This window comes from Pseudomonas ficuserectae, from assembly GCF_024584585.1.
In the GTDB taxonomy this organism is placed as follows: Bacteria; Pseudomonadota; Gammaproteobacteria; order Pseudomonadales; family Pseudomonadaceae; genus Aquipseudomonas; species Aquipseudomonas amygdali.
Map to the genome: position 1 here is coordinate 748,610 of NZ_CP085684.1, position 21,636 is coordinate 770,245.

The 21,636-nt window shown below is 57.9% G+C and carries 12 protein-coding genes and 4 pseudogenes; 6 read left to right on the forward strand and 10 right to left on the reverse strand.

Annotated elements, in window-relative coordinates; all coding sequences use genetic code 11:
• Positions 1-4: 4 nt before the first annotated feature.
• Genes LJU29_RS03380 through LJU29_RS03395 form a run of 4 tightly spaced genes read right to left on the reverse strand, consistent with a single transcriptional unit; the run spans position 5 to position 4,204 of the window.
• Positions 5-1,111: an ABC transporter ATP-binding protein gene (locus LJU29_RS03380; RefSeq protein WP_257111643.1), complete on the reverse strand. Its 1,107-nt coding sequence runs from the start codon at positions 1,109-1,111 to the stop codon at positions 5-7.
• Positions 1,108-2,001 (reverse strand): ABC transporter permease subunit, encoded by an 894-nt coding sequence (locus tag LJU29_RS03385; protein WP_005753237.1) that lies wholly within the window; start codon positions 1,999-2,001, stop codon positions 1,108-1,110. The genes LJU29_RS03380 and LJU29_RS03385 overlap by 4 nt, the downstream gene beginning before the upstream one ends.
• Positions 1,998-2,891 carry a carbohydrate ABC transporter permease gene (locus LJU29_RS03390; RefSeq protein ID WP_257111644.1) on the reverse strand — a complete coding sequence of 298 codons (894 nt, stop codon included), beginning with the start codon at positions 2,889-2,891 and terminating at the stop codon, positions 1,998-2,000. The genes LJU29_RS03385 and LJU29_RS03390 overlap by 4 nt, the downstream gene beginning before the upstream one ends.
• Entirely contained in the window at positions 2,888-4,204 is a 1,317-nt protein-coding gene (locus LJU29_RS03395; RefSeq protein WP_257111645.1) for an extracellular solute-binding protein, read from the reverse strand. Before LJU29_RS03395 ends, LJU29_RS03390 begins: the two co-directional genes overlap by 4 nt.
• Before the next feature lie 165 nt (positions 4,205-4,369).
• Here LJU29_RS03395 and LJU29_RS03400 point away from each other — a divergent pair, with 165 nt between their 5' ends.
• The 3 genes and pseudogenes from LJU29_RS03400 to LJU29_RS03410 all read left to right on the forward strand — a co-directional run.
• On the forward strand, positions 4,370-5,500 hold the full coding sequence (locus LJU29_RS03400) for an ROK family transcriptional regulator (protein WP_057452760.1): 1,131 nt from the start codon (positions 4,370-4,372) through the stop codon (positions 5,498-5,500).
• Between the two features lie 292 nt (positions 5,501-5,792).
• Positions 5,793-6,615: pseudogene (locus LJU29_RS03405) on the forward strand (phosphate/phosphite/phosphonate ABC transporter substrate-binding protein).
• A 31-nt stretch (positions 6,616-6,646) separates the two neighbouring features.
• Positions 6,647-8,077: pseudogene (locus LJU29_RS03410) on the forward strand (PAS domain-containing protein); the annotation flags it as partial.
• A 147-nt stretch (positions 8,078-8,224) separates the two neighbouring features.
• Here LJU29_RS03410 and LJU29_RS03415 read toward each other — a convergent pair.
• The 6 genes and pseudogenes from LJU29_RS03415 to LJU29_RS03440 all read right to left on the reverse strand — a co-directional run bounded on the left by LJU29_RS03415 (position 8,225) and on the right by LJU29_RS03440 (position 17,088).
• The gene (locus tag LJU29_RS03415) at positions 8,225-9,205 is read right to left on the reverse strand and encodes an IS5-like element ISPsy2 family transposase (protein WP_054078085.1); all 981 of its coding nucleotides are present in this window, start codon (positions 9,203-9,205) and stop codon (positions 8,225-8,227) included.
• A gap of 184 nt (positions 9,206-9,389) precedes the next feature.
• A protein-coding gene (locus LJU29_RS03420; protein WP_122320854.1) for an IS3 family transposase occupies positions 9,390-10,552 on the reverse strand; the annotation gives its coding sequence in 2 pieces (ribosomal slippage) (positions 9,390-10,297 and positions 10,297-10,552; 1,164 coding nt in all).
• Between the two features lie 64 nt (positions 10,553-10,616).
• Positions 10,617-13,229, reverse strand: a pseudogene (locus LJU29_RS03425) (toxin VasX); the annotation flags it as partial.
• Entirely contained in the window at positions 13,226-13,783 is a 558-nt protein-coding gene (locus tag LJU29_RS03430; RefSeq protein WP_054994768.1) for a DUF4123 domain-containing protein, read from the reverse strand. The gene LJU29_RS03430 and the pseudogene LJU29_RS03425, both read right to left, overlap by 4 nt.
• Entirely contained in the window at positions 13,780-15,867 is a 2,088-nt protein-coding gene (locus LJU29_RS03435) for a type VI secretion system Vgr family protein (RefSeq protein WP_257111648.1), read from the reverse strand. The genes LJU29_RS03430 and LJU29_RS03435 overlap by 4 nt, the downstream gene beginning before the upstream one ends.
• Positions 15,868-16,140: 273 nt before the next feature.
• Entirely contained in the window at positions 16,141-17,088 is a 948-nt protein-coding gene (locus LJU29_RS03440) for a LysR family transcriptional regulator (protein WP_257111649.1), read from the reverse strand.
• 158 nt (positions 17,089-17,246) lie between these two features.
• On the opposite strand from LJU29_RS03440, the pseudogene LJU29_RS03445 reads away from it, so the two are divergent.
• From LJU29_RS03445 to ggt, 3 genes and pseudogenes are all read left to right on the forward strand, one after another.
• A pseudogene (locus LJU29_RS03445) lies at positions 17,247-18,773 on the forward strand (CoA-acylating methylmalonate-semialdehyde dehydrogenase).
• A gap of 33 nt (positions 18,774-18,806) precedes the next feature.
• Complete coding sequence (gene mmsB / locus LJU29_RS03450) at positions 18,807-19,694, forward strand: 3-hydroxyisobutyrate dehydrogenase (protein ID WP_257111650.1); 888 nt, start codon at positions 18,807-18,809, stop codon at positions 19,692-19,694.
• Between the two features lie 205 nt (positions 19,695-19,899).
• Positions 19,900-21,627, forward strand: coding sequence for a gamma-glutamyltransferase (gene ggt / locus LJU29_RS03455; protein WP_005777773.1), 1,728 nt, complete (start codon positions 19,900-19,902; stop codon positions 21,625-21,627).
• Positions 21,628-21,636: the final 9 nt, after the last annotated feature.

Consider the following 21,636-nt stretch of genomic DNA (forward strand, 5'->3'; position numbering starts at 1 on the left):
CGGGTCACTTGGTGGTTTGGGAGAAGGAAACGAGCTGGCGTTGGCCACTCTCGATATCGAACAGCAAGGGCGCGGGATGGATGGCAAGTCGAATCTGGGTGCCGGGCATCAGATGCTGCCGTTCGGCGAGACTGATAACACAGCGTGTTCCGGCCAACTGGCAATACAGCAGGCTGTGGCTGCCGAGATTTTCGGAGGACTCCACGGTGGCGGTGACGCCTGTCTGGCCGAGCACGACGGTCTCGGGGCGCAGGCCCATCAGCCATTTGCCTGTCCGGTTGCTGGCAATGCCGAGTTTGATGGGCAGGCGTTGTCCGTCGGCCAGGATCAGAACGTTGTCGTCCAGGCAGTGCACAGGCAGCAGGTTCATGGGCGGGGTGCCGATGAAGCTGGCGACGAATATGCTGGCGGGTTGATCGTAGATGTCGGTGGGCGTGCCGATCTGCTCGACATGGCCCTTGTTGAGAATCACCACACGCTCGGCGAGGGTCATGGCCTCGGTCTGATCGTGGGTGACATACAGAATCGTCGCACCGGTCTGCTGGTGCAGGTTACGAATCAACAGGCGCATTTCATGGCGCAGCGCGCTGTCCAGATTGCACAGCGGTTCATCGAATAGCAGCACCGGCGGTTTGCGGATCAGCGCCCGACCGATCGCGACGCGCTGACGCTGACCGCCGGAAAGCTCTCCGGGCTTGCGTTGCAGCAACTCTTCCAGCCCCAGCGAACTGGCACACTCGCGAATACGCTGTTCGCGCTCCGTGCGTGAGATGCGTGCCAGCTTCAGCGCGTAACCGATGTTGTCGGCGACGCTCATGTGCGGGTAGAGCGCGTAGTTCTGAAACACCATGGCGCAGCCGCGTTCTTTGGGCGGCAGACGCGTCACGTCGCGGCCACCCATCAGAATCTGCCCTTTGCTGACGTCCTCCAGCCCGGCGACCATGCGCAGCAACGTGGACTTGCCACACCCGGACGGGCCGAGGATGACGTTAAGCTCGCCCGCCTTGAAAACCAGATCGAGCCCATGAAGGATGTGACCTGAGCCATAGGTTTTGTGCAGGCCCTTGAGGACGATATCCGGCGCGCAGGCAATAGGGGTGAGCGCGTTCATTTACCGACTCCGATCAGGCCTTTGACAAACCATCGCTGCATGAGCGCAATGACGAGGATGGGGGGTAGCATGCTGACCACGGCGGCGGCCATCAGCAGGTTCCATTCGGGGACCTGGGTTGCATCGGTCGGCAGAAAGCTGGCGACGCCCAGCACCAGCGTGCGCATGTCCTCGCGATTGGTCGCGACCAGCGGCCACAGGTAGTCTTTCCACGCGCCGATGAAAACCAGCGTGCCGAGCGCCGCGAAGTTGGTCTTCGACAGCGGCAGTAGAATGTCGACAAAAAAACGCCAGGGCCCGGCACCGTCCATACGTGCGGCCTCGACCAGTTCGGCGGGCAGAGTCTGGTAAAACTGCCGGAACAGAAAGGTGCCGGTGGCTGAGGCAATCAGCGGCAAGGCGAGCCCGGTGTAGCTGTCGAGCAGGTTGATGGTCGGCATCGGCAGCCACTGGATGCCCAGCCATTGCAACAGGTTGCGTAGCGGTCCGAACAGGTCGCTGGCCACCGCATACGTGGGGATGATGCGTACCTCCAGCGGCAGCAGCAGAGCGCCCAGCACGGCAAAGAAGATCACCGAGGTGTAGCGGCTGCGAAAGTACACCACGGCAAATGCTGTCAGCGCCGAAAGTGTCAGCTTGCCGATTACCACCAGCGTGGCGACCAGCAGGCTATTGCCCAGCAAGCGCAGCAGGTCGAGGCGTCGGGTGACTTGTTGCAGGTTCTCCAGCAGTTGGTCGCCGGGTATCAGTGCAAGGCCGTGGGCGAACAGTTGTGGGTTGCTCACAGTTGCCGAGCAGACTGCGACGTACAGCGGCCCCAGCGCGAACACCAGCCCGAGCGTCAGCAGCAGATAAGCGCCCGCGTCGATCAGCCGGTGACGCTCGATCATGCTTTCACCCCACGGCGCTGGAAGCGGGACAAGAGTTTGAACTGAGCGATGCTCAGCGCTACAACTGCCAGCAACATGAGCACTGACAGTGTCGACGAACCTGCCAGATCCAGGCCCATGAAACCGTCGGTGTAAATCTTGTAGGCCAGTACGTTGGTGGTATCGCCGGGCCCGCCGTGGGTAAGGGTGTCGACCAGTCCGAAGCTGTTCGACAGGCTTTCCAGCAGGTCGATGACAAACACGAACAGCAGATAGGGCGCAATCAGCGGCAGCTGTATGTCGAGCATGCGTCGCAACGGGCCTGCTCCATCCAGTGCGGCGGCGGCGAGGTAGTCATCGGGGACGGACTTCAAGCTGGCGACCAGCATCACGAAGTTGAACGGCACCAGGCACCAGGCATACGCCACGATCAGCAACAACATGCTCTGCATCGGGCTGGCGTAGGGTGCCCAAGTGCCGGGGGCAATCGCGTTAAGCCAGGCGAAAATTCCCATCACCGGATTGGTCAGCACGTGAAAGACAATGCCGATGGTGGCGCCCGATACCGCGTAGGGCCAGATCAGCAGATTGCGAAACACTGCGTTGCCGCGCAGTTTCAGTTCAAGGCACAGCGCAAGCACCAGTGCGATGAGGATCGAAAGCACAACGCTCGACAGGCTGAACACCAGCGTCGAGCCTAGCGACGCGAGCACGCCAGGGTCTCTCAACACTCGCCAATAGTTGCTCAGGCCGATAAAGATTTCGTTACCGCCGAAGGGCGGCACCAGATGAAACGACCACCAGATTGCCTGGACTGCAGGCCAATAAAAGAACAACCCGAGTGCCAGCAATTGGGGCAGGGCAAACAGCAGCGCCAGGCGCGGTTGCGGAAAATGCGCACGAGGCTTCATGGCGTTGCCCCGTCTGACTCGTTGCTGGCCTGGGCCTGATGCATCTGCTGAAACAGACTGAGCAATTCGTTGGCACGCAGCGTTGTCTGACGCAGGGCGTGTTCAACGCTCTGGCGACCGGCGAGCGCGTTTTCCATTTCCTGCGACCAAACAAGACGCATCAGCGTGATAAAGCCGCAGCGCAAAGGCGTAGAAGGCTGGCCGTCAATGTCGTGAAGTGCCGCAAGCCCGACCATTACGGCCGACGGCTCTCTGCCTGCGGATTGCAACCGTGCCGCTGCCGCCTGAGTAACTGGCAGGTAGCCGGTCCGGGCACTGAACACCAACTGATTATCCGGCTGCAGTACGAACGCCAGAAACTCCGAGACCAGCCGGTAATCCCGAGCGGCATGCCCACGCATCACCCACAGCGAGGAACCTCCGGGAGCGTTGGTACGACGTTGTGTGTTGGCGTAAATCGGCAGTGCTGTGACATCGATATCGGATTTGAGCGTGCTGTGCACGATATTCCAGGCACCGGTGGAGTCGATCAGCATGGCGCAGTCGTCGGTGGCGAAAGCCAGCGCCTGTTGGCCGCTGCGAGTCGAATCCTCGTGCACCACCAGACCTTCGGCGGTCCATTGCGCCAGGTCGTTCATCAGCCGCAGGTGGGCGCCTTTGTCGAACTGATAGCGTTCGGTGCCAGCGGCGCGAACCGCAACTTCGGTGCCTTGCGCTGCACTGGTCTGCTCCAGCCAGATCCACGGCGAAAATTCGCTGACGACAGGGCACGTGTGGCCGTTTTTCTTGAAGGCCCGCAAGGCAGTAGCAAATGCTTCCCAAGTGGCGGGTGGCTCGCTGATACCGGCTGCGGCCAGGGCATTTCGGTGCGTATAGAGCACGGCCGTGGACGCCGCAAAAGGCTGGGCCGCCAGAGCGCCGTGATCATCGGAGTAATAGCGCCGCAAGGCTGGCAGAAAGGTGTCGTCGGAATAGGCCCTTTGATGACCGGCCATGATGGCCTCGACAGGCAGAGTGGCACCGCCCAGTAGCATGTCAGGCGTGGCCACGTCATAGATTTCGACCAGCGCCGGGCCTATGCCTGCGCGGTACGCTGCGACGGTCTTATGCAGCGTCTGCTCATAACTGCCCTGGCGGATACAGTGCAGGCGATCCCCATCCTCACGCTGCGCATTGAAGCTTCTGCACAAATCTGCGATGGCACTTCCGGCCGCGCCGCCGTGGCTATACCAGAACTCGGCGGGGGCGGCGAAGACCTGAGCAGCGAACGGCAGCAGCGCCAGCATGGAAAGCGTCTTACTGATGAAAGGCATGAGGACACCCACAAGAACTCAGTGCCATTTAATACAGCTTGTGTGTAGTATTTGTGACCTGCGCGACTTTTATTAAATTTTCATGATGGAAGTATGCAATGGGTGGCGGGCGATACACTGCTTTACACGCCCACTGTTTTAATCCTCCCCTGATTTGTAGATTCCATGCCCCTCGACCTCGATACGCCACTTCATGCGCACCAACCGCTGAGCCTGAATGAACGCAAATTGCTGGATATCCTTCGCCGTCGAGGTGTGATCACCCGCGCCACGGTTTCGACCGAGATGGACCTGGCTCAGCAGTCGGTGCACCGTCTGATCGAAGAACTCATCAGCCAAGGCCTACTGCGCAGCGGCGAGCGAGTGAAGAACGGCCGTGGTCAGCCCAGCCCGCGCATTGAGTTGGTCAACGAGGCGGTGTATGTCATCGGCGTATCGATCAATACCGATTCGGCAGTGGTCTGCATCGCCGATCTGGGCTGCAATGTGCTGGAACAGGTCACCTTGCGTACGCCGCCGTTGAGCCGCAACAGCACGCTGGATTCGCTTGATCAGACCATCGAACGCATGCTTCAACGCAATGGCATCGAGGCGCAACGAGTAATTGGCATGGGCTTCGCCATCGCCGGTTTTTTTCTTGAGAACCGCCAGATCAATGCACCCGAACCGCTGCGCGATTGGTCATTGATTGACTTGCAACCGATACTCGAAGAACGCTTCGGCATGCCGGTCTGGCTGGAAAACAACGCCACCACTGCGGCCATCGGTGAAAGCCTGGTGGGCGTGGGGGCCTGGGCCAGCAACTTCATTTACCTGTCGTTCAACTTCGGTTTCGGCGCAGGCGTGGTGATCAACGGCAAACCGTATTTCGGCAGCCACGGCAACGCGGGCGAGATCACCCTCTACAACGACGAAGAGTCGATAAACCGTCCGGCCTTGCGTTACCTGCTGGATGAATTGCATCAGAACGGCGTACAGGTAGATTCAATCGAAGACCTGCGCCTGCGCTTCGACCCCGACTGGCCCGGCGTGGACACTTGGCTGGCACGCGTCAAACCAACCCTGGATCGTCTGGTTAACGCACTGGCGGGCCTGTTCGATCCACAGGCGGTAGTGTTTGGCGGGCAATTACCGCCAGAGCTGGGCAGACGCCTGATTGCGGCGACGGCTTTCTGGGGAGTCCACCGCTACAACGCGCCACCGCCTCGGCCTCAGTTATTGCTGAGTGAGACCAATGGCGATGCGGCGGCTATCGGTGCGGCACTGGTGCCGTTGAAAGAGCGGTTTTTTGTTTGATCTGTCGTCAGCAATAGCTCATTGCAGGGTACTGCACGTTGCGGCCGAGGCAATGGTCATGCAGCAAAAGCCACCTCGGCCTGTCCAGTTCAAGACTATCGTGCGGACGCGGCAGGCAGGTGTGTTGGCTGGCCGATTAATATTTCTTCATGCAGTCGGTGCTTAAGATTCAAGGTTGTCGGCCGATCATACTATATTACTGAGCTTAAGTTATTGCTCATCACCGTTGGGTAAGACGTTAGTCTGCATGTGGAGTTGACAAGTGAAGTTATGCCTGGGCTGCAAAGCTATAATGGTTGTCCTGTCGTTTGCCTTGTCAAATGTGGCCGCGTCTGAAGAACTTAAGGTTTACAACTTTTCGCCTGTCAATCAGTACAATCTTAATCTGTCAGCCAGTTTTTGGAATCCAATCATAAAGTATGTGTCCGACAAAAGCGACGTGAATCTCACGCTGAAATTAGGTCAGAACATCCTCTGATACAACAAGTTATGTGCTCGCGCAAGAAGTTGATTTCGCTTTTACTAACCATCTTTTTAGCCCGGAACGCGACAAGATGGGCTGGAAGGTGTTTGGTCGCCGTGACGCGCCTGCCCTCGAAGGGCAGATCGTGGTACCTGCCGACTCGCCCATTCATAGCCTTTCGGAGCTAGAGGGCAAGGAAGTCGTGTATCCGGGACCGGAAGCGTTCATCGCTTATAAAGTCACAAACTCGGAATTGGTGAAGAAAGGGATCAGTACGTCTACCGTGTTTGCCGGAAACATGGATGGCGCTTTCAGCCAACTCTTTAGTGGCAAGGCTCAAGCGATGGGGGCCAATTCACAGCTTGTAAGTGGCTACACTGAGAGAGAAGGTAAGTCGTTCCGTGTGCTGTGGAATTCGGCCTCGTTCAATGACCTGGCCCTCATGGCATCCCCTCGGGTTTCTAAAAAAGAACGTGATGCGGTAGCCAACGCATTTTTTAATATGCAAAACGATCCCGACGGTAGCAGGGTTCTTCGTGAGGCGACCGAGCTGGTCCATGCACCGGCACCGATTACCTTCATTCCTGCGACGGAAGCGGATTATGCGTCCTATCGTGATTTTTATAACAGTTTGCCAGCAAACCTTAAGTAAATAATTTCAACTTTAGCTGGAGAGGCTGTTAATGAATTTCTTTAAAAGCCTGCTGCCCAAATCACTGACGTCGCGAATACTGGCGATGTTATCCATTCTGATACTGACTTTTTTGACGACAGGGCTGGGGCTGTTTTATAAAAACCAGCTGCTTCAGCATATTGAAGAGATACAAGACACCGCTAACATGCTGATCGAGGTCGCCGCGCAAGCTGTAGAGGAAAGCGTCGTCATCGGCGATTACGACACCATCAAAAGGACCCTCGAAAAAACCTTGGCTCGCTCGCCGTTCAAGTCGGCCGTGTTTATTGACCTGTCGGGTGGCGTCATTCGCCTGCAGGCAGCCAGTGCGCCTGTTGGAAGGGCCCCTGCGTGGATAGAGTCCGAAGTCGCTGCGAGATTATTCGATGTCAATCGCCCGATTACGGTCGGCGGGAAAGATTATGGCGTGATGCGTCTGTCTTTTAATGCCGAGAGAATCGCTACCGAACTCTATAGCCTGGTGATTCAGGCGACACTGTTTGCAGTATTTTTTTTACTGATCAGTCTGATTTTAATGGGGTTCATGATCAAGCGTTCGCTTGCCCATCTGGGCAAACTTCATTCGTATGAGGCAGAAATCGCTTCAGGCGCAGTGGCCGCTGAAGCTATGTTGGTCGCTGATGCCCCCATGGAAATACAGGAGGCTATAAAAGCGGTAAATCGCACTGCCGCCAGTATGCGCAATCACTTTGGCCTGCGTATCGACTCGCTGATGAATACCTTGGTGCAGCATAAAAATGCCCTGGATGAAGTTTCAATCGTTTGCGAAGTTTCGGCCTCCGGACGTATCACCTACGTTAACGAACGATTCGTAAAAAGCTCGCAGCATTCGCGAGCTGAGCTTTTAGAGCTGAAGATCGATGAAGTCTGGACCGGCATGTCTTCAGCCTCTGAGCCGTGGCGATGGGTACCTGAAAATGAGGTGTGGAACGGTGAGGTCAGGCTCTCGGGTCGTACCGGTAAGGACGCATGGCATCGACGCACCATAATACCTATTCTCGATGACATGGGCGGCGTTGAAAAATATATTTGCATCGATATCGATATTACTGTTCGAAAGGAGTTTGAGGTCGCGATTCTGGATAACTCCAGAAGGCAAAACCTTATCGCCTTGTTTGGTCAGCAGGCATTGACGGAAGAAAACGTCAGTGCGCTGGGTGAGCTGGCAGCACTGACTGCAGCGCAAGGATTAACATTGAGCAAGGCGGCGTTATTAGTTGTTGATCGAGTGAGTCATGGGGTCATCCTCAACGCGGAGGTTGGCTTGAACCACGTGGAAGTCCGCAGTGGTTATCACAATGATTTTTTGAACGGTACTGCTTCTTCCACCGGGTGTGTCATTGATTCTGATACACCTGATAACAGGTACACGCTGCTGCCGGGTGAAACAGTGGAGGCTTGCGGTATTAGAAGTGGTCTAGGGAAGGTCTGAAGTAGCCGGATGTTTTCCGGCTACCGAGTCCTCAGCACTTTTCAAAAAACGATGCATGTCGAAATTTGCTCAATTATCTTCGCTTTTTAGCTCTTTCGGCCGCTGCAAAGCCTTTTGCGGTAACCATTTCCTGCATTACACGCGCACCTCTCCTGCGCTCGCCAACAAATGTCGGCGGGCCATCCACAGGTTTGACAGGGCGAACAACGTCACCATCTGCGCGGTGTTCTTGGCCAAGCCCCGAAAGCGCACTTTTTCATAGCCAAACTGGCGTTTGATGACCCGAAACGGATGCTCGACCTTGGCGCGAACCTGGGCCTTGGCCTTCTCGATTTTGCGGATCGCCTTGTACAAAATACTGCGTTTTCCATGCTTTTTGTAAGTGCTGCGGCGGGCGGCAATCTGCCAAATGACCTTGCGCCCAGCGTGTTCTTCGCGCTTCTCGACCCCGGTGTAACCTGCGTCGGCGCAGACTACGTTTTCCTCGCCGTGCAGCAGTTTGGCAACCTGCGTGACGTCTGCCACATTGGCCGCTGTTACTACCACGCTGTGCACCAGGCCTGACTCGTCGTCGGCGCCGATGTGAGCCTTGGCGCCGAAATAGTACTGGTTACCTTTCTTGGTTTGATGCATCTCAGGATCGCGTTTGCCATCCTTGTTCTTGGTCGAACTGGGCGCGTGAATCAGCGTGGCATCGACGATGGTGCCTTGACGCAACGACAAGCCACGGTCGCCCAGATAACCATTAATTACGCCGAGAATCCCGGTCGCCAACTCGTGCTTTTCCAGCAGACGACGGAAGTTGAGAATGGTGGTTTCGTCTGGAATTCGCTCCAGGCTCAGGCCTGAAAACTGACGCAGGATGGTCGTCTCATACAGCGCTTCTTCCATCGCCGGATCGCTGTAGCCGAACCAGTTCTGCATCAGATGAACACGCAGCATCGCCATCAGTGGGTAGGCGGGCCGGCCACCTTCTCCTTTTGGATAATAGGGCTCAATCAGGGCAATCAAACCTTTCCAGGGCACCACCTGATCCATCTCGATCAGGAACAATTCCTTACGGGTCTGCTTGCGCTTGCCGGCATACTCGGCGTCGGCGAAGGTCATCTGTTTCATCATCGAAAAGCTCGGCGACTGGTGTCCGGAGATTTTGCCAAATTAGGAAGTCTTTTTCAGAGTTTCCCTAAATCCGTTCTAGTTACGCCTTTCTCCCTAACCGTCTGCTCCCAAGCAGACGCCTCCGAACTCACATTCCAAACCTCCAGCATCAGCACCGCCAGACAAAACGGTGTTGTAGTGGTCAACTGATCCCGGACACGACGTTAAGGTTTTTCTCGTACTGAGCGGGCGCCATTCCATCATTGAACTGGTGTGGCCGAATCCAGTTGTAACGATGCATCAGGTAATGACTGATATCCCGCTGAGCCTCTTGGACCGTCATGTAGCCCACGGTCGGTATCCACTCAGTTTTCAAGCTGCGGAACACACGCTCCATCGGCGAGTTGTCGTAGCAATTACCCCGGCGGCTCATGCTCTGGCGTATGCGGTATCGCCAAAGCCGCTGGCGAAACTGTCGGCTCCCGTATTGGACGCCCTGGTCGGAATGAAACAGCAGGCCCTGAGGCTTGCCGCGTTGCTCATAAGCCATGTCCAGCGCCTTGATCACCAAGTCCGTATCCGGTTTGTTCGAAAACGCCCAGCCCACCACCCGACGCGCGTAAAGATCCATAACCACCGCCAGGTAATGCCATTTTCCTTGCGCCCAGATGTAGGTGATGTCGCCACACCAGACCTGATTGGGCGCGGGTACATCGAACTCCCGATTCAAAATGTTCGGAATGTCAGGCCGCTCCACTGTTGCTTTTTTATAAGCATGCGAGCCTGGTTGCTTGCTGATTAATCCCAGCTCCCGCATCAAGCTACGCACCTTGAACCGACCGATTTGCTCGCCATCCGCCTGCATCATCGACACGATACTGCGGCTGCCGGCAGCGCCTCGACTTTGCCCGAACAGCTCATTGACTCGGCTAAGTAAACGAACCCGCTCGGCGTCTGGAGACCGACGCCGCAGGCAATGGTTGTAGTAGCACGAGCGAGGTACCTCGAACACTTCGCACAGCAATTCGATTGGCTCATGGACACTGAGCTGATCAATCAGCGCATGCGCTCGTGCTCTTCCGACATCAAGAGCGCGGTGGCCTTTTTTAAAATGGATTTCTCCCGCTCAAGACGGGCGATCCGGGCTTCGAGCTCCTGGATTTTTTGCTGCTCGGGCGTGAGGGCTTTGCTCTGTGGAGTGACACCGTTGCGCTCTTGTTGAAGCTGGTTGACCCAGCGACGCAGCGCAGATTCGACCACCCCAAGCGAGCGGGAGGCTTCGATATGGCTATAGCCTTGATCGAGCACGAGGCCTGCGGCCTCGCGTTTGAATTCAACGGAAAAGGTACGGCGTTGTTTGGTCATCAGACACCTCTATCTGGCGATATTCTCGCCTAAATGAGTGTCCGGAACCATTAGACCACTACAGTGTCGACCCCAGCACCCGATAAGCCGCCTTGTTCTTCTCCGAATCCAGTCCCTCTATCGCCTCGCTCAACCCGCTCTTCGCCCGAATATGACCCCGTTCAGCATCACCCACCGCACCTGCCGCCTCACGAGCTTTTTTGAGCGTTCGGTTCATGTCGCCGACCACCTGCGCGGTTTTGTGGCCGCGTGGGATCACCAGCACCAGATGGTCGCCTTTTGCCAGGCGGGTAGAAGAGGGATGCGGCGGGGCGATGTCGCCAAATGGCGTTCCGTCGGGTCTCAGGTATTCGCCGTAGCGTGTTTTCGGCAATGACTCACGGCCGGGCAGGTCTTCCAGGCCGAATACATAGTGTTGTGGAGTGACCTGATTACGCCGGATCAGGAAAGCAGCACCAAAATGCTCGGGCATCATGCTGCGCAGTTGTTGTACGCCTCGGCCCTGGCGGTTGACGTTGATCTTGTCGGCGTTTGCACCGAGGCGTTTTTGCATCTGGGCCAGTCGGTCGATTGCCGACCGGACGTTGGCATTGGCGCTGTTTGCATTACCTTTGGCTGACACAAGAGTCTGGCTGGCTTTGGCGACGGCGTTCGCAGCGCCATCTGCGGCGCTTTGCAGGTTTTCAAAGATCCCGACCAGCGCCGCTGTTGTAGCTTTGCCGTTGTTGATCAGGAAGAAGTTCTGCAGGCTGTCGCCCGCCAGCAAGTTAGCGAGGGTGGTGGCGTCCAGTGTGACTTGGGCGATAGGGTCAGGCGCTGGCTGAGTCTCGAAACGGGCCAGTTCGGTGGCGCGAAAACGGCCGTCGCCTTTGTTCTCATCATCTGTAACCGGCACGACATAAGGCGCGCAAGCGGTCTGTAGATCGCACTCGGGCCAGAGCATGAGGTGCAGGGGCGACGTGTCATCGCTGGCGATGTGGTTCAAAAATTTCTGCCCAAGGCTCACGGCCTGATCCCATACCCCAACACCCGTGACCGCATCCACCATGTCGCCACCGGGTGCCAGCGGATCGACGTTGGATGGCAGCAGCGCGAGAGTCGCCAGCGTCCGGCTCAACTCATACATCGCCGCCACGTAGTCGAAACCTTCAAGGCTCAGATGATCCGCCAGCATTTGCTCCGTAGTGCTCTGTTTCAGGCTGGCGACCAGTGCGTCCTGAGCACTGCGCATGTGCCGCCAGACCGCCGCGCGCTGGACCGTGGCAGTGCATTGGTTGATCGCTCGTCTGCCAGGCTCATGCAGCTTGGCCATCGCCGCGTGCAGCGGGTTTTCCTGACCGCGAATACTGCGCGGCACCACCAGTTGCTGCACCAGCAACGCGCTGGCATGGTGTGGGTGAAGAACGGCGTGTCGGGCGCACAGCGCGAACAGTTGCTGGCACGTATCGACACGTTGTCGCAGATGACGCAGGCGATAGCAGGCATCGTCCAGCAGTACACCGCAGACCTGCCGCTGGCGGGCGTTTTCCAGCACATCGACGACACCGGCCTGCGCTTCCCAGAGCACCCCCGCATCGACGGGCTCGGCATCCGCTTCGATCGGCAAACTGGCGAGCAGCGCGTCGGCCATCGCTGTCAGCTCCAGGCGCCTGACATCCTGCACAGCAACACCTCTGCCAGTCTGAGCGAGAAATGCCTTGGCTTCTCTGAAGGACTCGACCGGAAACTGCCCCGACAGATCACACAGATACCGCGCCGGATGATCGAGCAGCCTTTCATAACCGGGCTGGCGGGCGCGCTGCGGTGCAGCCAGGCTGACTGGGAACGCGTTGTATTGCAGATTCAGCCGGGTCGCCTTGATCGGGGCGATGAGTGCCTGGGCGACAGGGTTTTTGGCATCAAAGCCGGAAAACGCATCGAGCATCGCTTTGCCATCGGGCTTGCCCTTGTACAGGTCCTTGAAGCGCATTTTCGACCCGCTCAGGTCAGGGCTGTTGCAGCGCTGATCTCTTGAAGCCGCGTCTTTTTCCAGACGCTCAAGGCGTGCCGCGCTGAGCTGTATTTCCGAGAAACACAACTGTAGCGTCTGCACGTGCCGGTTGTTCCAGAGTGCCGGCAGCCAGATGTCCTCAAGCGCCTGGCCAGTGGCCTTGCGCTCGCCCGCTAGAAACCCGCTTTGCTGACGATATCGTGCCACGTCGATGTCGTGATAAGTGTTGCCGTTTTCGCTGACGTGGATCTCCAGCTCGCGCCACAGCTTCTCCTGATAAAACACATACACATAACCCGCGCGAGCCAGCACCGGTGTACCCATGTCGTCCAACGTTTTCGAACCGGGCAATGCCACGAACGGTAATACCGGAACGATCTGGTTGAACTGCGCATCGGCCTGTCGCGGTGTGACCTTGGTGCCGCTGAGCAACGGCAGGCGAATCGGCTCGCCTTCAAGGGGCGCGATCTGCAGATGAAGATGCGTGCCCTCGATGTGATCCCAGACCTTCAGGGTGCTGCTGAACAGGTCCCTTTCCAGCACTTCCGATTTGGGTGAATAGATACGGGTCCCATCAGAACCGAGCAGCAAAACCTGCTGCTGGTCCGAATGCTTCTTGCCCACGATCTGGACGATCAGTTTGTCCATTTCGCAGGATGGTCCAGCGCTAAGGCTGCCGTTGGTCATTGTAAGAACTCCTTGTTCTGGCGCCGCAACGCGTCTTCTTGCCACTGGTTTAAACCGAACGTCACTTGAGGTTGTGGCGGTTGCCAATCAGGTGCGTGTGGATTGCGAACGTCGAACCAGCGCTGCTTGCCTCGTGCAAGGTCCTCCCAGGTGCCGCCGTACCAGCCAAGCTTGGAAATAGGGCCGAACCACTGGGCGATGGATTGAGGCGCATCAACGGTAAAGAAATAGCTGGCAGTGACCGGGTGTGAGTAGCGCAGCACGCCTCGGCGTTGTCCGTCGAACCTGACAAACAGAATGTGCCGCAGATGGCCGAGCAACACGTCGGCGGGAGAGGGGCTTTCGATGATCAGGCCGGGCCAGGATTCTGGCTCTTCATGCATTGCCTCAACGAGGGTATTGCTGCCTGATGTGTCCAAAAAAAGCGGACTTTTCTCCCAGTAGGCGGCCAGCTCGGTTTTGTCGAATAACACGGCGGGCGCTGGATCGGGCAGCCGTTGGTAGAGTTGTTCCAGCAGCGAGTCGGCGCGCTCCAACAGTACGTAAACGCTCATGCTGGACCTCTCGACAGCAACGCTCTGCGACAGCCGCAATCGGCAAGTGGGCAGTCCATGGGCGTTCCATTCTCGGGTTTCTGGCACAGCTCTACTATCGGGCCTGGTTCACCCAGGCGCTGCGTCAGCAACTGCCCTGGTCCCGTGTCACCCGCCTGTTTCACAAGCCCAGGCAAAACGGGCGATGCGCCGGTGCCCAAGGTTGGCTTGCCCTCTGAGTTGAGTTTTATCTGAGGCCCGGTAATGGTCACGCCACTGGCGTCGATCTTGATAAAGGAATCACCCGCTTTGACGGTGATTTCCAGTCCCGCCTCAATTACCACGTTGTTACCGGCCTTGAGATGAATTTCCTGCCCGGCGTATGCCAGTAACCCATCGCCCGCCCTGATGTGCTGTGTTCCACCCACCGTCAGGTGATCGTCCGCTTTGACTTCGGTCAGCCGGTTGCTATCGACAGTGCAATGCTCCTCAGCCTTGAACTCGCTGTAGCTGTTGCCCTCGACCCGGTCATGTCGCTCATGACCGACTCTTATTTTTTGCTGGTGCTCGATGTTCTGCTCCCAGTCGCGTTGAGCGTGAACATAGATATGCTCCTGACCGGCCCGGTCTTCGATGCGTAGTTCGTTGGAGCCGTTGCCGCCGGGGCTGCTCAGGGTTCTGAATACACTGCGCGTCTGATGCGCAGGCAAGTCGTAGGGCGGGATGTGTTCGGCGTGGTACAGGCAGCCGCTGATCAATGGCTGGTCAGGGTCGCCCTCCAGAAACGTCACCAGGACTTCCATGCCGATCCGCGGAATGGTCATGCCGCCGTAGCGATTACCAGCCCAGCTGGACGATACTCGCAGCCAGCAGCTGCTCTTGTCATCACCGTTGCTTTCACGATCCCAATGAAACTGCACCTTGACCCGGCCATGCCGGTCGCAGTGGATTTCCTGATCTTTCGGGCCAGTCACCACCGCAGTCTGACTGCCGAATATTCTCGGTTTGGGATGATGCAGAGGCGGGCGATACAAGGCCTGCCAGGGAGTAGCGAAAAAGGTATTGCGATAGCCCTGTTGAAAGTTGTCAGGGCTCTGGATTTCATGTGCGGACTCTTCAAAAACCTGAGGCTGGTGGCCTTCGTGACGCACCTCAGTGAGCAACCACAGATCATTCCAGTCCTCGTTGGGATGTCCATCCAATGGCAGAAAATGACCGCTGACCAGACGAGGCTGATCGCTTTGACCTTCGCCCAGCCGGTAATCGTGGCGGTGGCGTTCAAGGGCTCGATTCGCCCGTTGCAGACCCTGATCACGGTGGATGAAACCGCTGGGGTAGTCATAGTCCTCAAGATCAGGCTGCGTCTCGATATCCGCTGAACTTTCCATCTTCAGAAGGGGTTTTTCAAAGTGGTAATCGCGGCGAGTGGTGCGGTTGACGCGGGTTTCCAGGCGCAGCTTGAAACGCTTGATGACCGGCTCATCGGCCACCAGGCCATTGTCATGGCGATAGATCACCGAATCGAGTTTAGGAAACACCATCTGGTTATCGCCAAACACCAGTTGGTGCGCTGTGGGGCTGTGTTCGAAGTGATAGTGCAGACCTTCCTCTTCGCACAGTCTCTGGACGAAATGCAGATCCGACTCGTTGTACTGCACGCAGTATTCCCGTTTGGCGTATGTGGTGCCGAGTTTGAAGCGGTAGTCATTGGTCAGCAGGTGATGTTCTTCCAGTACCTGCGCAATGATCTGCTGCACGGTGCGATTCTGGAAAATACGCTGATTGGTGCGATGCCCGAGCCGGGCCAGATGCGGGCGCAGGGTGATCGAGTAGTGCGTGAGGCGTGCGCCGGAGTCGCCTTGGGATACCTGATCAATCAAGCCATGAATGCCGCCAGCATCTGGCGCGAACTGCAGAAATGCAGGACGATTCAGCAGGTCTTCAAGGTCCAGCGACATGCGCTCGCTGACCAGCTCAAGCGTAAAGCAGAAGGGCTGGTTGATGGCCTCATGGCCGGTAAACGCCGTTACCTGAAAACCATGATCAATGCCGTTGTGGCTATCGATGCTCAGGCTGAAACGAGGCTGACTGGCAGGTGCGAACATCCGAAACTCTCCGCGGTAACGGACGAATTCGCCCGCTGAATAGCGTGAGAGATAACAAGAAAGGTGCCAGATAATATTTTTATATATGAATCAGTAGGTTGGCGACGTTAGGGATGGGTTTTAGGTGCGTGGAGCAAAAAAAGCAGCAAAATCTGCGCATCATCTTGCGCGCTTTTTCGCGATGTTGCGCAGCGCCTCGAAACGTACGTGAAGCTTGCTCCTCAGCTATCCAGTGCCTCTATTACACAGCAGGACAAGGCAACTTCTTGCGCATCATCTTGCAAAGCGTAATTCCGACTTCTCCCCCAACAAAAAACCCTTATTCAACTCCGTCACTTCCCGAATGTAATCCCACAGCAACGTGATCCGCTTCAACTTGCGCAGGTCCTCCCGGCAGTACATCCAGAATTGACGAGTGATGTTCACTTCTTCTGCCAGCACCGGCAGCAGTCGCGGGTCCTGGGCGGCCAGAAAGCATGGCAGGATCGCCAGTGCGCGGCCTTGGAGCGCCGCGGTGTATTGGGCGATGACGCTGGTGCTGCGCATTTGTGCCTGGGCGTTGGGCAGCAGGTTGCTCAGGTACAGCAGCTCGGAGCTGAACGCCAGATCGTCGACGTAGCTGATGAAGACGTGTCCGCTCAGGTCGGCTTTTTGCTCGATGGCCGGGTGGCTATCCAGATACGCCTGGGTCGCATACAGGCGCAGGCTGTAGTCGCAGAGTTTGCAACACACGTAGGGGCCGTGTTCCGGGCGCTCCAGGGCGATGACGATATCTGCCTCGCGTTTCGAGAGGCTGATGAAGTGCGGCAGCGGCAGGATGTCCAGCGAAATGCTCGGGTAGCTGTCGAGAAAGTGGCTCAGTTGCGGGGTGATGAAGAAGCTGCCGAAGCCTTCGGTGCAGCCCATGCGCACATGCCCTGATAGCGCGACGCTGGACCCGGAAACCTGTTCGCAAGCCATGTGCAGTGTGCTTTCGATGGACTCGGCATAACCCAGCAGGCGCTGACCTTCGGCGGTCATGATGAAGCCGTTGTTGCGCGATTTCTCGAAGAGCAGTGTGCCCAGTGAGGTTTCCAGCGAGTTGATGCGCCGCGACACGGTGGTGTAGTCAACGCCCAGACGCCGGGCCGCGCTGCTGACTTTTCGGGTGCGTGCCACCTCAAGGAAAAACTTCAGGTCATCCCAGTTCAACAGCCCCAGGGAGGTGATGTTTTTTTGCATGTTGACCCTGCTTTTATCTGCGTTCTTGTTAGAAGTTTGCACATCTATACTCCAAAGCACGCCCCCTGACCAACTCAAAAACAAGACTGCCGGGAGACCACGGCGATCCATCTGCACATGCGCTGGATGCGTGGTTTGCTGAAGGGAGAACCGCTGAAATGAACGCCTCGTTGAACGACACCACAACCACCATTGCTCGCGTAAAACTGCTGATCAACGGCGAGTGGATAGACTCTCAAAGCAGTGAATGGCAAGACATCGTCAACCCTGCGACTCAGGAAGTCCTCGCCCGGGTGCCATTTGCCATGGCCAATGAGGTGGACGCTGCCGTCGCTGCGGCTCACGCGGCCTATCGCACTTGGCGCGAAACGCCTGTCGGTGTGCGTATGCGCATCATGCTCAAATTGCAGGCGCTGATCCGCGAACACTCCAAACGCATTGCGGCAGTATTGAGTGCCGAGCAAGGCAAGACCCTGGCCGATGCCGAGGGCGATATTTTTCGCGGCCTTGAGGTGGTCGAGCACGCGTGTTCGATCGGCACGCTGCAAATGGGCTAGTTTGCCGAAAACGTTGCCAATGGCGTGGATACCTACACCTTGCGCCAGCCCATCGGCGTCTGCGCGGGCATCACGCCGTTCAACTTCCCGGCGATGATTCCGCTGTGGATGTTTCCGATGGCGATTGCCTGTGGCAATACCTTTGTCCTCAAACCTTCTGAGCAGGACCCGCTGTCGACGCTGTTGCTGGTTGAACTGGCGATTGAGGCCGGAGTGCCGGCCGGCGTGCTGAATGTGGTGCATGGCGGCAAGGACGTGGTGGACGCGATCTGTACTCACAAGGACATCAAGGCTGTTTCCTTTGTCGGTTCGACCGCTGTCGGCACGCATGTCTACGATCTGGCTGGTCGGCACGGCAAGCGTGTGCAGGCGATGATGGGCGCGAAGAATCACGCGGTCGTGCTGCCTGATGCCAACCGTGAGCAAACGCTGAATGCATTGGTGGGCGCAGGTTTCGGTGCAGCGGGCCAGCGTTGCATGGCGACCTCAGTAGTGGTGCTGGTCGGTGCGTCGAAACAGTGGCTGCCGGACCTCAAGGCGCGGGCGCAGAAACTCAAGGTAAATGCCGGTCAGGAGGCGGGCACGGACATCGGGCCAGTGATTTCCAGAAAGGCAAAGCAGCGCATTCTGGATCTCATCGAGAGCGGTGTGCGTGAAGGCGCGACGCTTGAACTGGATGGTCGGGAGGTTTCGGTGCCGGGTTACGAGGGCGGCAACTTCGTAGGGCCGACGCTGTTCTCGGGTGTCACCACCGACATGCAGATCTACACCCAGGAGATTTTCGGTCCGGTGCTGGTTGTGCTGGAGGTCGACACCCTTGATGAGGCTATCGCGCTGGTTAACGCCAACCCGTTCGGCAACGGCACTGGCTTGTTCACCCAGAGCGGCGCGGCGGCACGCAAGTTTCAAAGCGAGATCGATGTCGGGCAGGTCGGGATCAACATTCCGATTCCGGTACCGGTACCGTTTTTCAGCTTCACTGGCTCGCGGGGTTCCAAGCTGGGCGATCTGGGCCCGTACGGCAAACAGGTGGTGCAGTTCTACACTCAGACCAAGACCGTTACCAGCCGCTGGTTCGATGACGACAGCGTGAACGACGGCGTGAACACCACGATCAATTTGCGTTGAGCACAGCCTCTCAGCCAGGCCAGGAGAACAATAATGAACATCGCATTTATCGGTCTGGGCAACATGGGCGCGCCCATGGCCCGCAACCTGATCAAGGCCGGACACACCTTGCAGGTGTTCGACCTCAACAAGAGCGTGCTGGCTGAATTCGCCGGACTGGGCGCAGAGGTCAGCGACTCACCCCGGCAGGCCGCCGAAGGCAGCGAGCTGGTCATCACCATGCTGCCTGCTGCGGCGCATGTGCGTAGTGTGTACCTGAACGACGACGGCGTGCTGAAAGGCATCTCACCCGGCGTTCCGGCGGTTGATTGCAGCACCATCGACCCGCAGACCATCCGTGACATCGCCGCTGTCGCCGCACAGCAAGGCGTGGTGTTGGGCGACGCGCCGGTGTCAGGCGGCACCGGTGGCGCGCAGGCCGGGACGTTGACGTTCATGGTCGGCGGATCTGCCGAGCATTTTGCCGTGCTCAAACCGGTACTGGAGCAGATGGGCCGTAACATCGTGCATTGTGGCGAGGTGGGCACCGGCCAGATTGCCAAGATCTGCAACAACATGCTGCTGGCGATTTCCATGATCGGCGTGTCCGAGTCCATGGCATTGGGCAATGCGCTGGGCATCGATACTCATGTGCTGGCCGGCATCATCAATACCTCGACTGGCCGTTGCTGGAGTTCCGAGGCGTACAACCCGTGGCCTGGCATTGTCGAAACCGCTCCAGCGTCACGCGGTTACAGCGGCGGCTTTGGCGCTGAGTTGATGCTCAAGGATCTTGGCCTGGCAACCGAGGCTGCGCGCGCTGCGCATCAACCGGTCATCCTCGGCGCCGTGGCGCAACAGCTGTACCAGGCCATGAGCCTGCGTGGCGATGGCGGCAAGGATTTCTCGGCGATCATTGAGGGGTATCGCCCGAAAGCCTAGGCGTCACCGGTGTCGGGAATCAGCGGGGCGTAGCTTTGTATCCGGTTTTTACATTAGGAAAACGTGGCAGAACCGGCTACTTTGGACCTCGTCAGATCAGCGCAGGGATGCTCGGTACGCTTCGACGAGAAGCGCCGCATCCTCGCCTGGAGGCTGGCGCTCCACTCATCAAACGTCCCTGACTCAGAAAAAGAAGAGATCGACCATGAAGTTCGAACCCCTCGCCAGATCGCTGATAGCGACGGCATTGATCGTCGCTTATTCCCCCTCATTTGCTGCATCACAAGCCCCGGTTGCCGCCGAAAACGGCATGGTCGTGACGGCTCAGCACCTGGCTACCCATGTGGGTGTCGATGTGCTCAAGGCTGGCGGCAACGCCGTCGATGCGGCTGTAGCGGTCGGTTACGCGCTGGCGGTGGTCTATCCTGCGGCCGGTAACCTCGGTGGCGGCGGCTTCATGACCGTCCAGTTGGCGGACGGGCGCAAGACTTTCCTCGACTTCCGCGAAAAGGCACCTCTGGCCGCGACGGCCAACATGTACCTGGACAAGGACGGCAAGGTCATTCCTGATCTCAGTGCCAAAGGTCATCTGGCCGTTGGCGTGCCGGGCACCGTGTCCGGCATGGAAATGGCCCTGAGCAAGTACGGCACCCGCAAACGCGAAGAAGTTATCGCCCCGGCGATCAAGCTGGCCGAGGAGGGCTTTGTGCTGGGTCAGGGCGATGTCGACATGCTGTCGAGCGCCACGGAGGTGTTCAAGGCAGATATGGCTGATTCCGGGTCGATCTTCCTCGACAAGGGCGAGCCGATGCAGGTCGGTCAGAAGCTGGTGCAGAAAGACCTGGCCAAGACTCTTAAAGAAATCTCCGACAAGGGCAGCGATGGTTTCTACAAGGGCTGGGTCGCCAAGGCGCTGGTCGATTCAAGCCAGGCTGGCAAGGGCATCATCACCCAGGCCGACCTCGATCATTACAAGACCCGCGAGCTGGCTCCGGTCGAATGCGACTACCGTGGCTACCACGTGGTGTCAGCGCCACCTCCAAGTTCCGGTGGCGTGGTCATCTGCCAGATTCTGAACATCCTCGAGGGCTACCCGATGAAAGAGCTGGGCTTCCGCTCGGCGCAGGGTATGCATTATCAGATCGAAGCCATGCGTCATGCATACGTAGACCGCAACAGCTATCTGGGCGACCCCGATTTCGTCAAGAACCCGGTCGAGCACCTGCTGGACGTCAAGTACGCGGCCAAGCTGCGTGAGGCCATCGAGCCGCAAAAGGCTGGCGACTCGAACAAGATCAAACCGGGCGTCGCGCCGCACGAAGGCAGCAACACCACCCATTATTCGATCGTCGACAAATGGGGCAATGCGGTCTCGGTGACCTACACCCTGAACAACTGGTTCGGCGCGGGCGTGATGGCCAGCAAGACCGGTGTGATTCTCAACGACGAAATGGATGACTTCACCGTCAAGGTCGGCGTGCCCAACATGTATGGTCTGGTGCAGGGCGAAGCCAACGCCATCGCGCCGGGCAAGACGCCGCTGTCTTCGATGAGCCCGACCATCGTCACCAAGGATGGCAAGGCCGTAATGGTTGTCGGCACGCCGGGCGGCAGTCGCATCATTACCGCGACCTTGTTGACCATGCTCAACGTCATCGACTATGGCATGAACATTCAGGAAGCCGTGGATGCGCCGCGTTTCCACCAGCAATGGCAGCCTGAGGCGACCAACATCGATACCTTCGCGGTCAGCCCCGACACGCTGAAGATTCTTGAGAGCTGGGGCCACAAGTTTGCCGGTCCGCAGCCACTCAATCATGTGGCAGCGATTCTGGTCGGCGCGCCTTCGCTGGGCGGCAAACCGGTCGGTAACAACCGCTTCTACGGTGCCAACGACCCGCGTCGCAACACCGGGTTGTCGCTGGGCTACTGAGTCACGCTG

Bases quoted from the DNA above. Each gene is read 5' to 3' on its own strand.
- LJU29_RS03380 (WP_257111643.1), bottom strand. From the start codon at position 1,111: ATGAACGCGCTCACCCCTATTGCCTGCGCGCCGGATATCGTCCTCAAG.
- LJU29_RS03385 (WP_005753237.1), bottom strand. From the start codon at position 2,001: ATGATCGAGCGTCACCGGCTGATCGACGCGGGCGCTTATCTGCTGCTG.
- LJU29_RS03390 (WP_257111644.1), bottom strand. From the start codon at position 2,891: ATGAAGCCTCGTGCGCATTTTCCGCAACCGCGCCTGGCGCTGCTGTTT.
- LJU29_RS03395 (WP_257111645.1), bottom strand. From the start codon at position 4,204: ATGCCTTTCATCAGTAAGACGCTTTCCATGCTGGCGCTGCTGCCGTTC.
- LJU29_RS03400 (WP_057452760.1), top strand. From the start codon at position 4,370: ATGCCCCTCGACCTCGATACGCCACTTCATGCGCACCAACCGCTGAGC.
- LJU29_RS03415 (WP_054078085.1), bottom strand. From the start codon at position 9,205: ATGAAACAGATGACCTTCGCCGACGCCGAGTATGCCGGCAAGCGCAAG.
- LJU29_RS03430 (WP_054994768.1), bottom strand. From the start codon at position 13,783: ATGAGCGTTTACGTACTGTTGGAGCGCGCCGACTCGCTGCTGGAACAA.
- LJU29_RS03435 (WP_257111648.1), bottom strand. From the start codon at position 15,867: ATGTTCGCACCTGCCAGTCAGCCTCGTTTCAGCCTGAGCATCGATAGC.
- LJU29_RS03440 (WP_257111649.1), bottom strand. From the start codon at position 17,088: ATGCAAAAAAACATCACCTCCCTGGGGCTGTTGAACTGGGATGACCTG.
- mmsB (WP_257111650.1), top strand. From the start codon at position 18,807: ATGAACATCGCATTTATCGGTCTGGGCAACATGGGCGCGCCCATGGCC.
- ggt (WP_005777773.1), top strand. From the start codon at position 19,900: ATGAAGTTCGAACCCCTCGCCAGATCGCTGATAGCGACGGCATTGATC.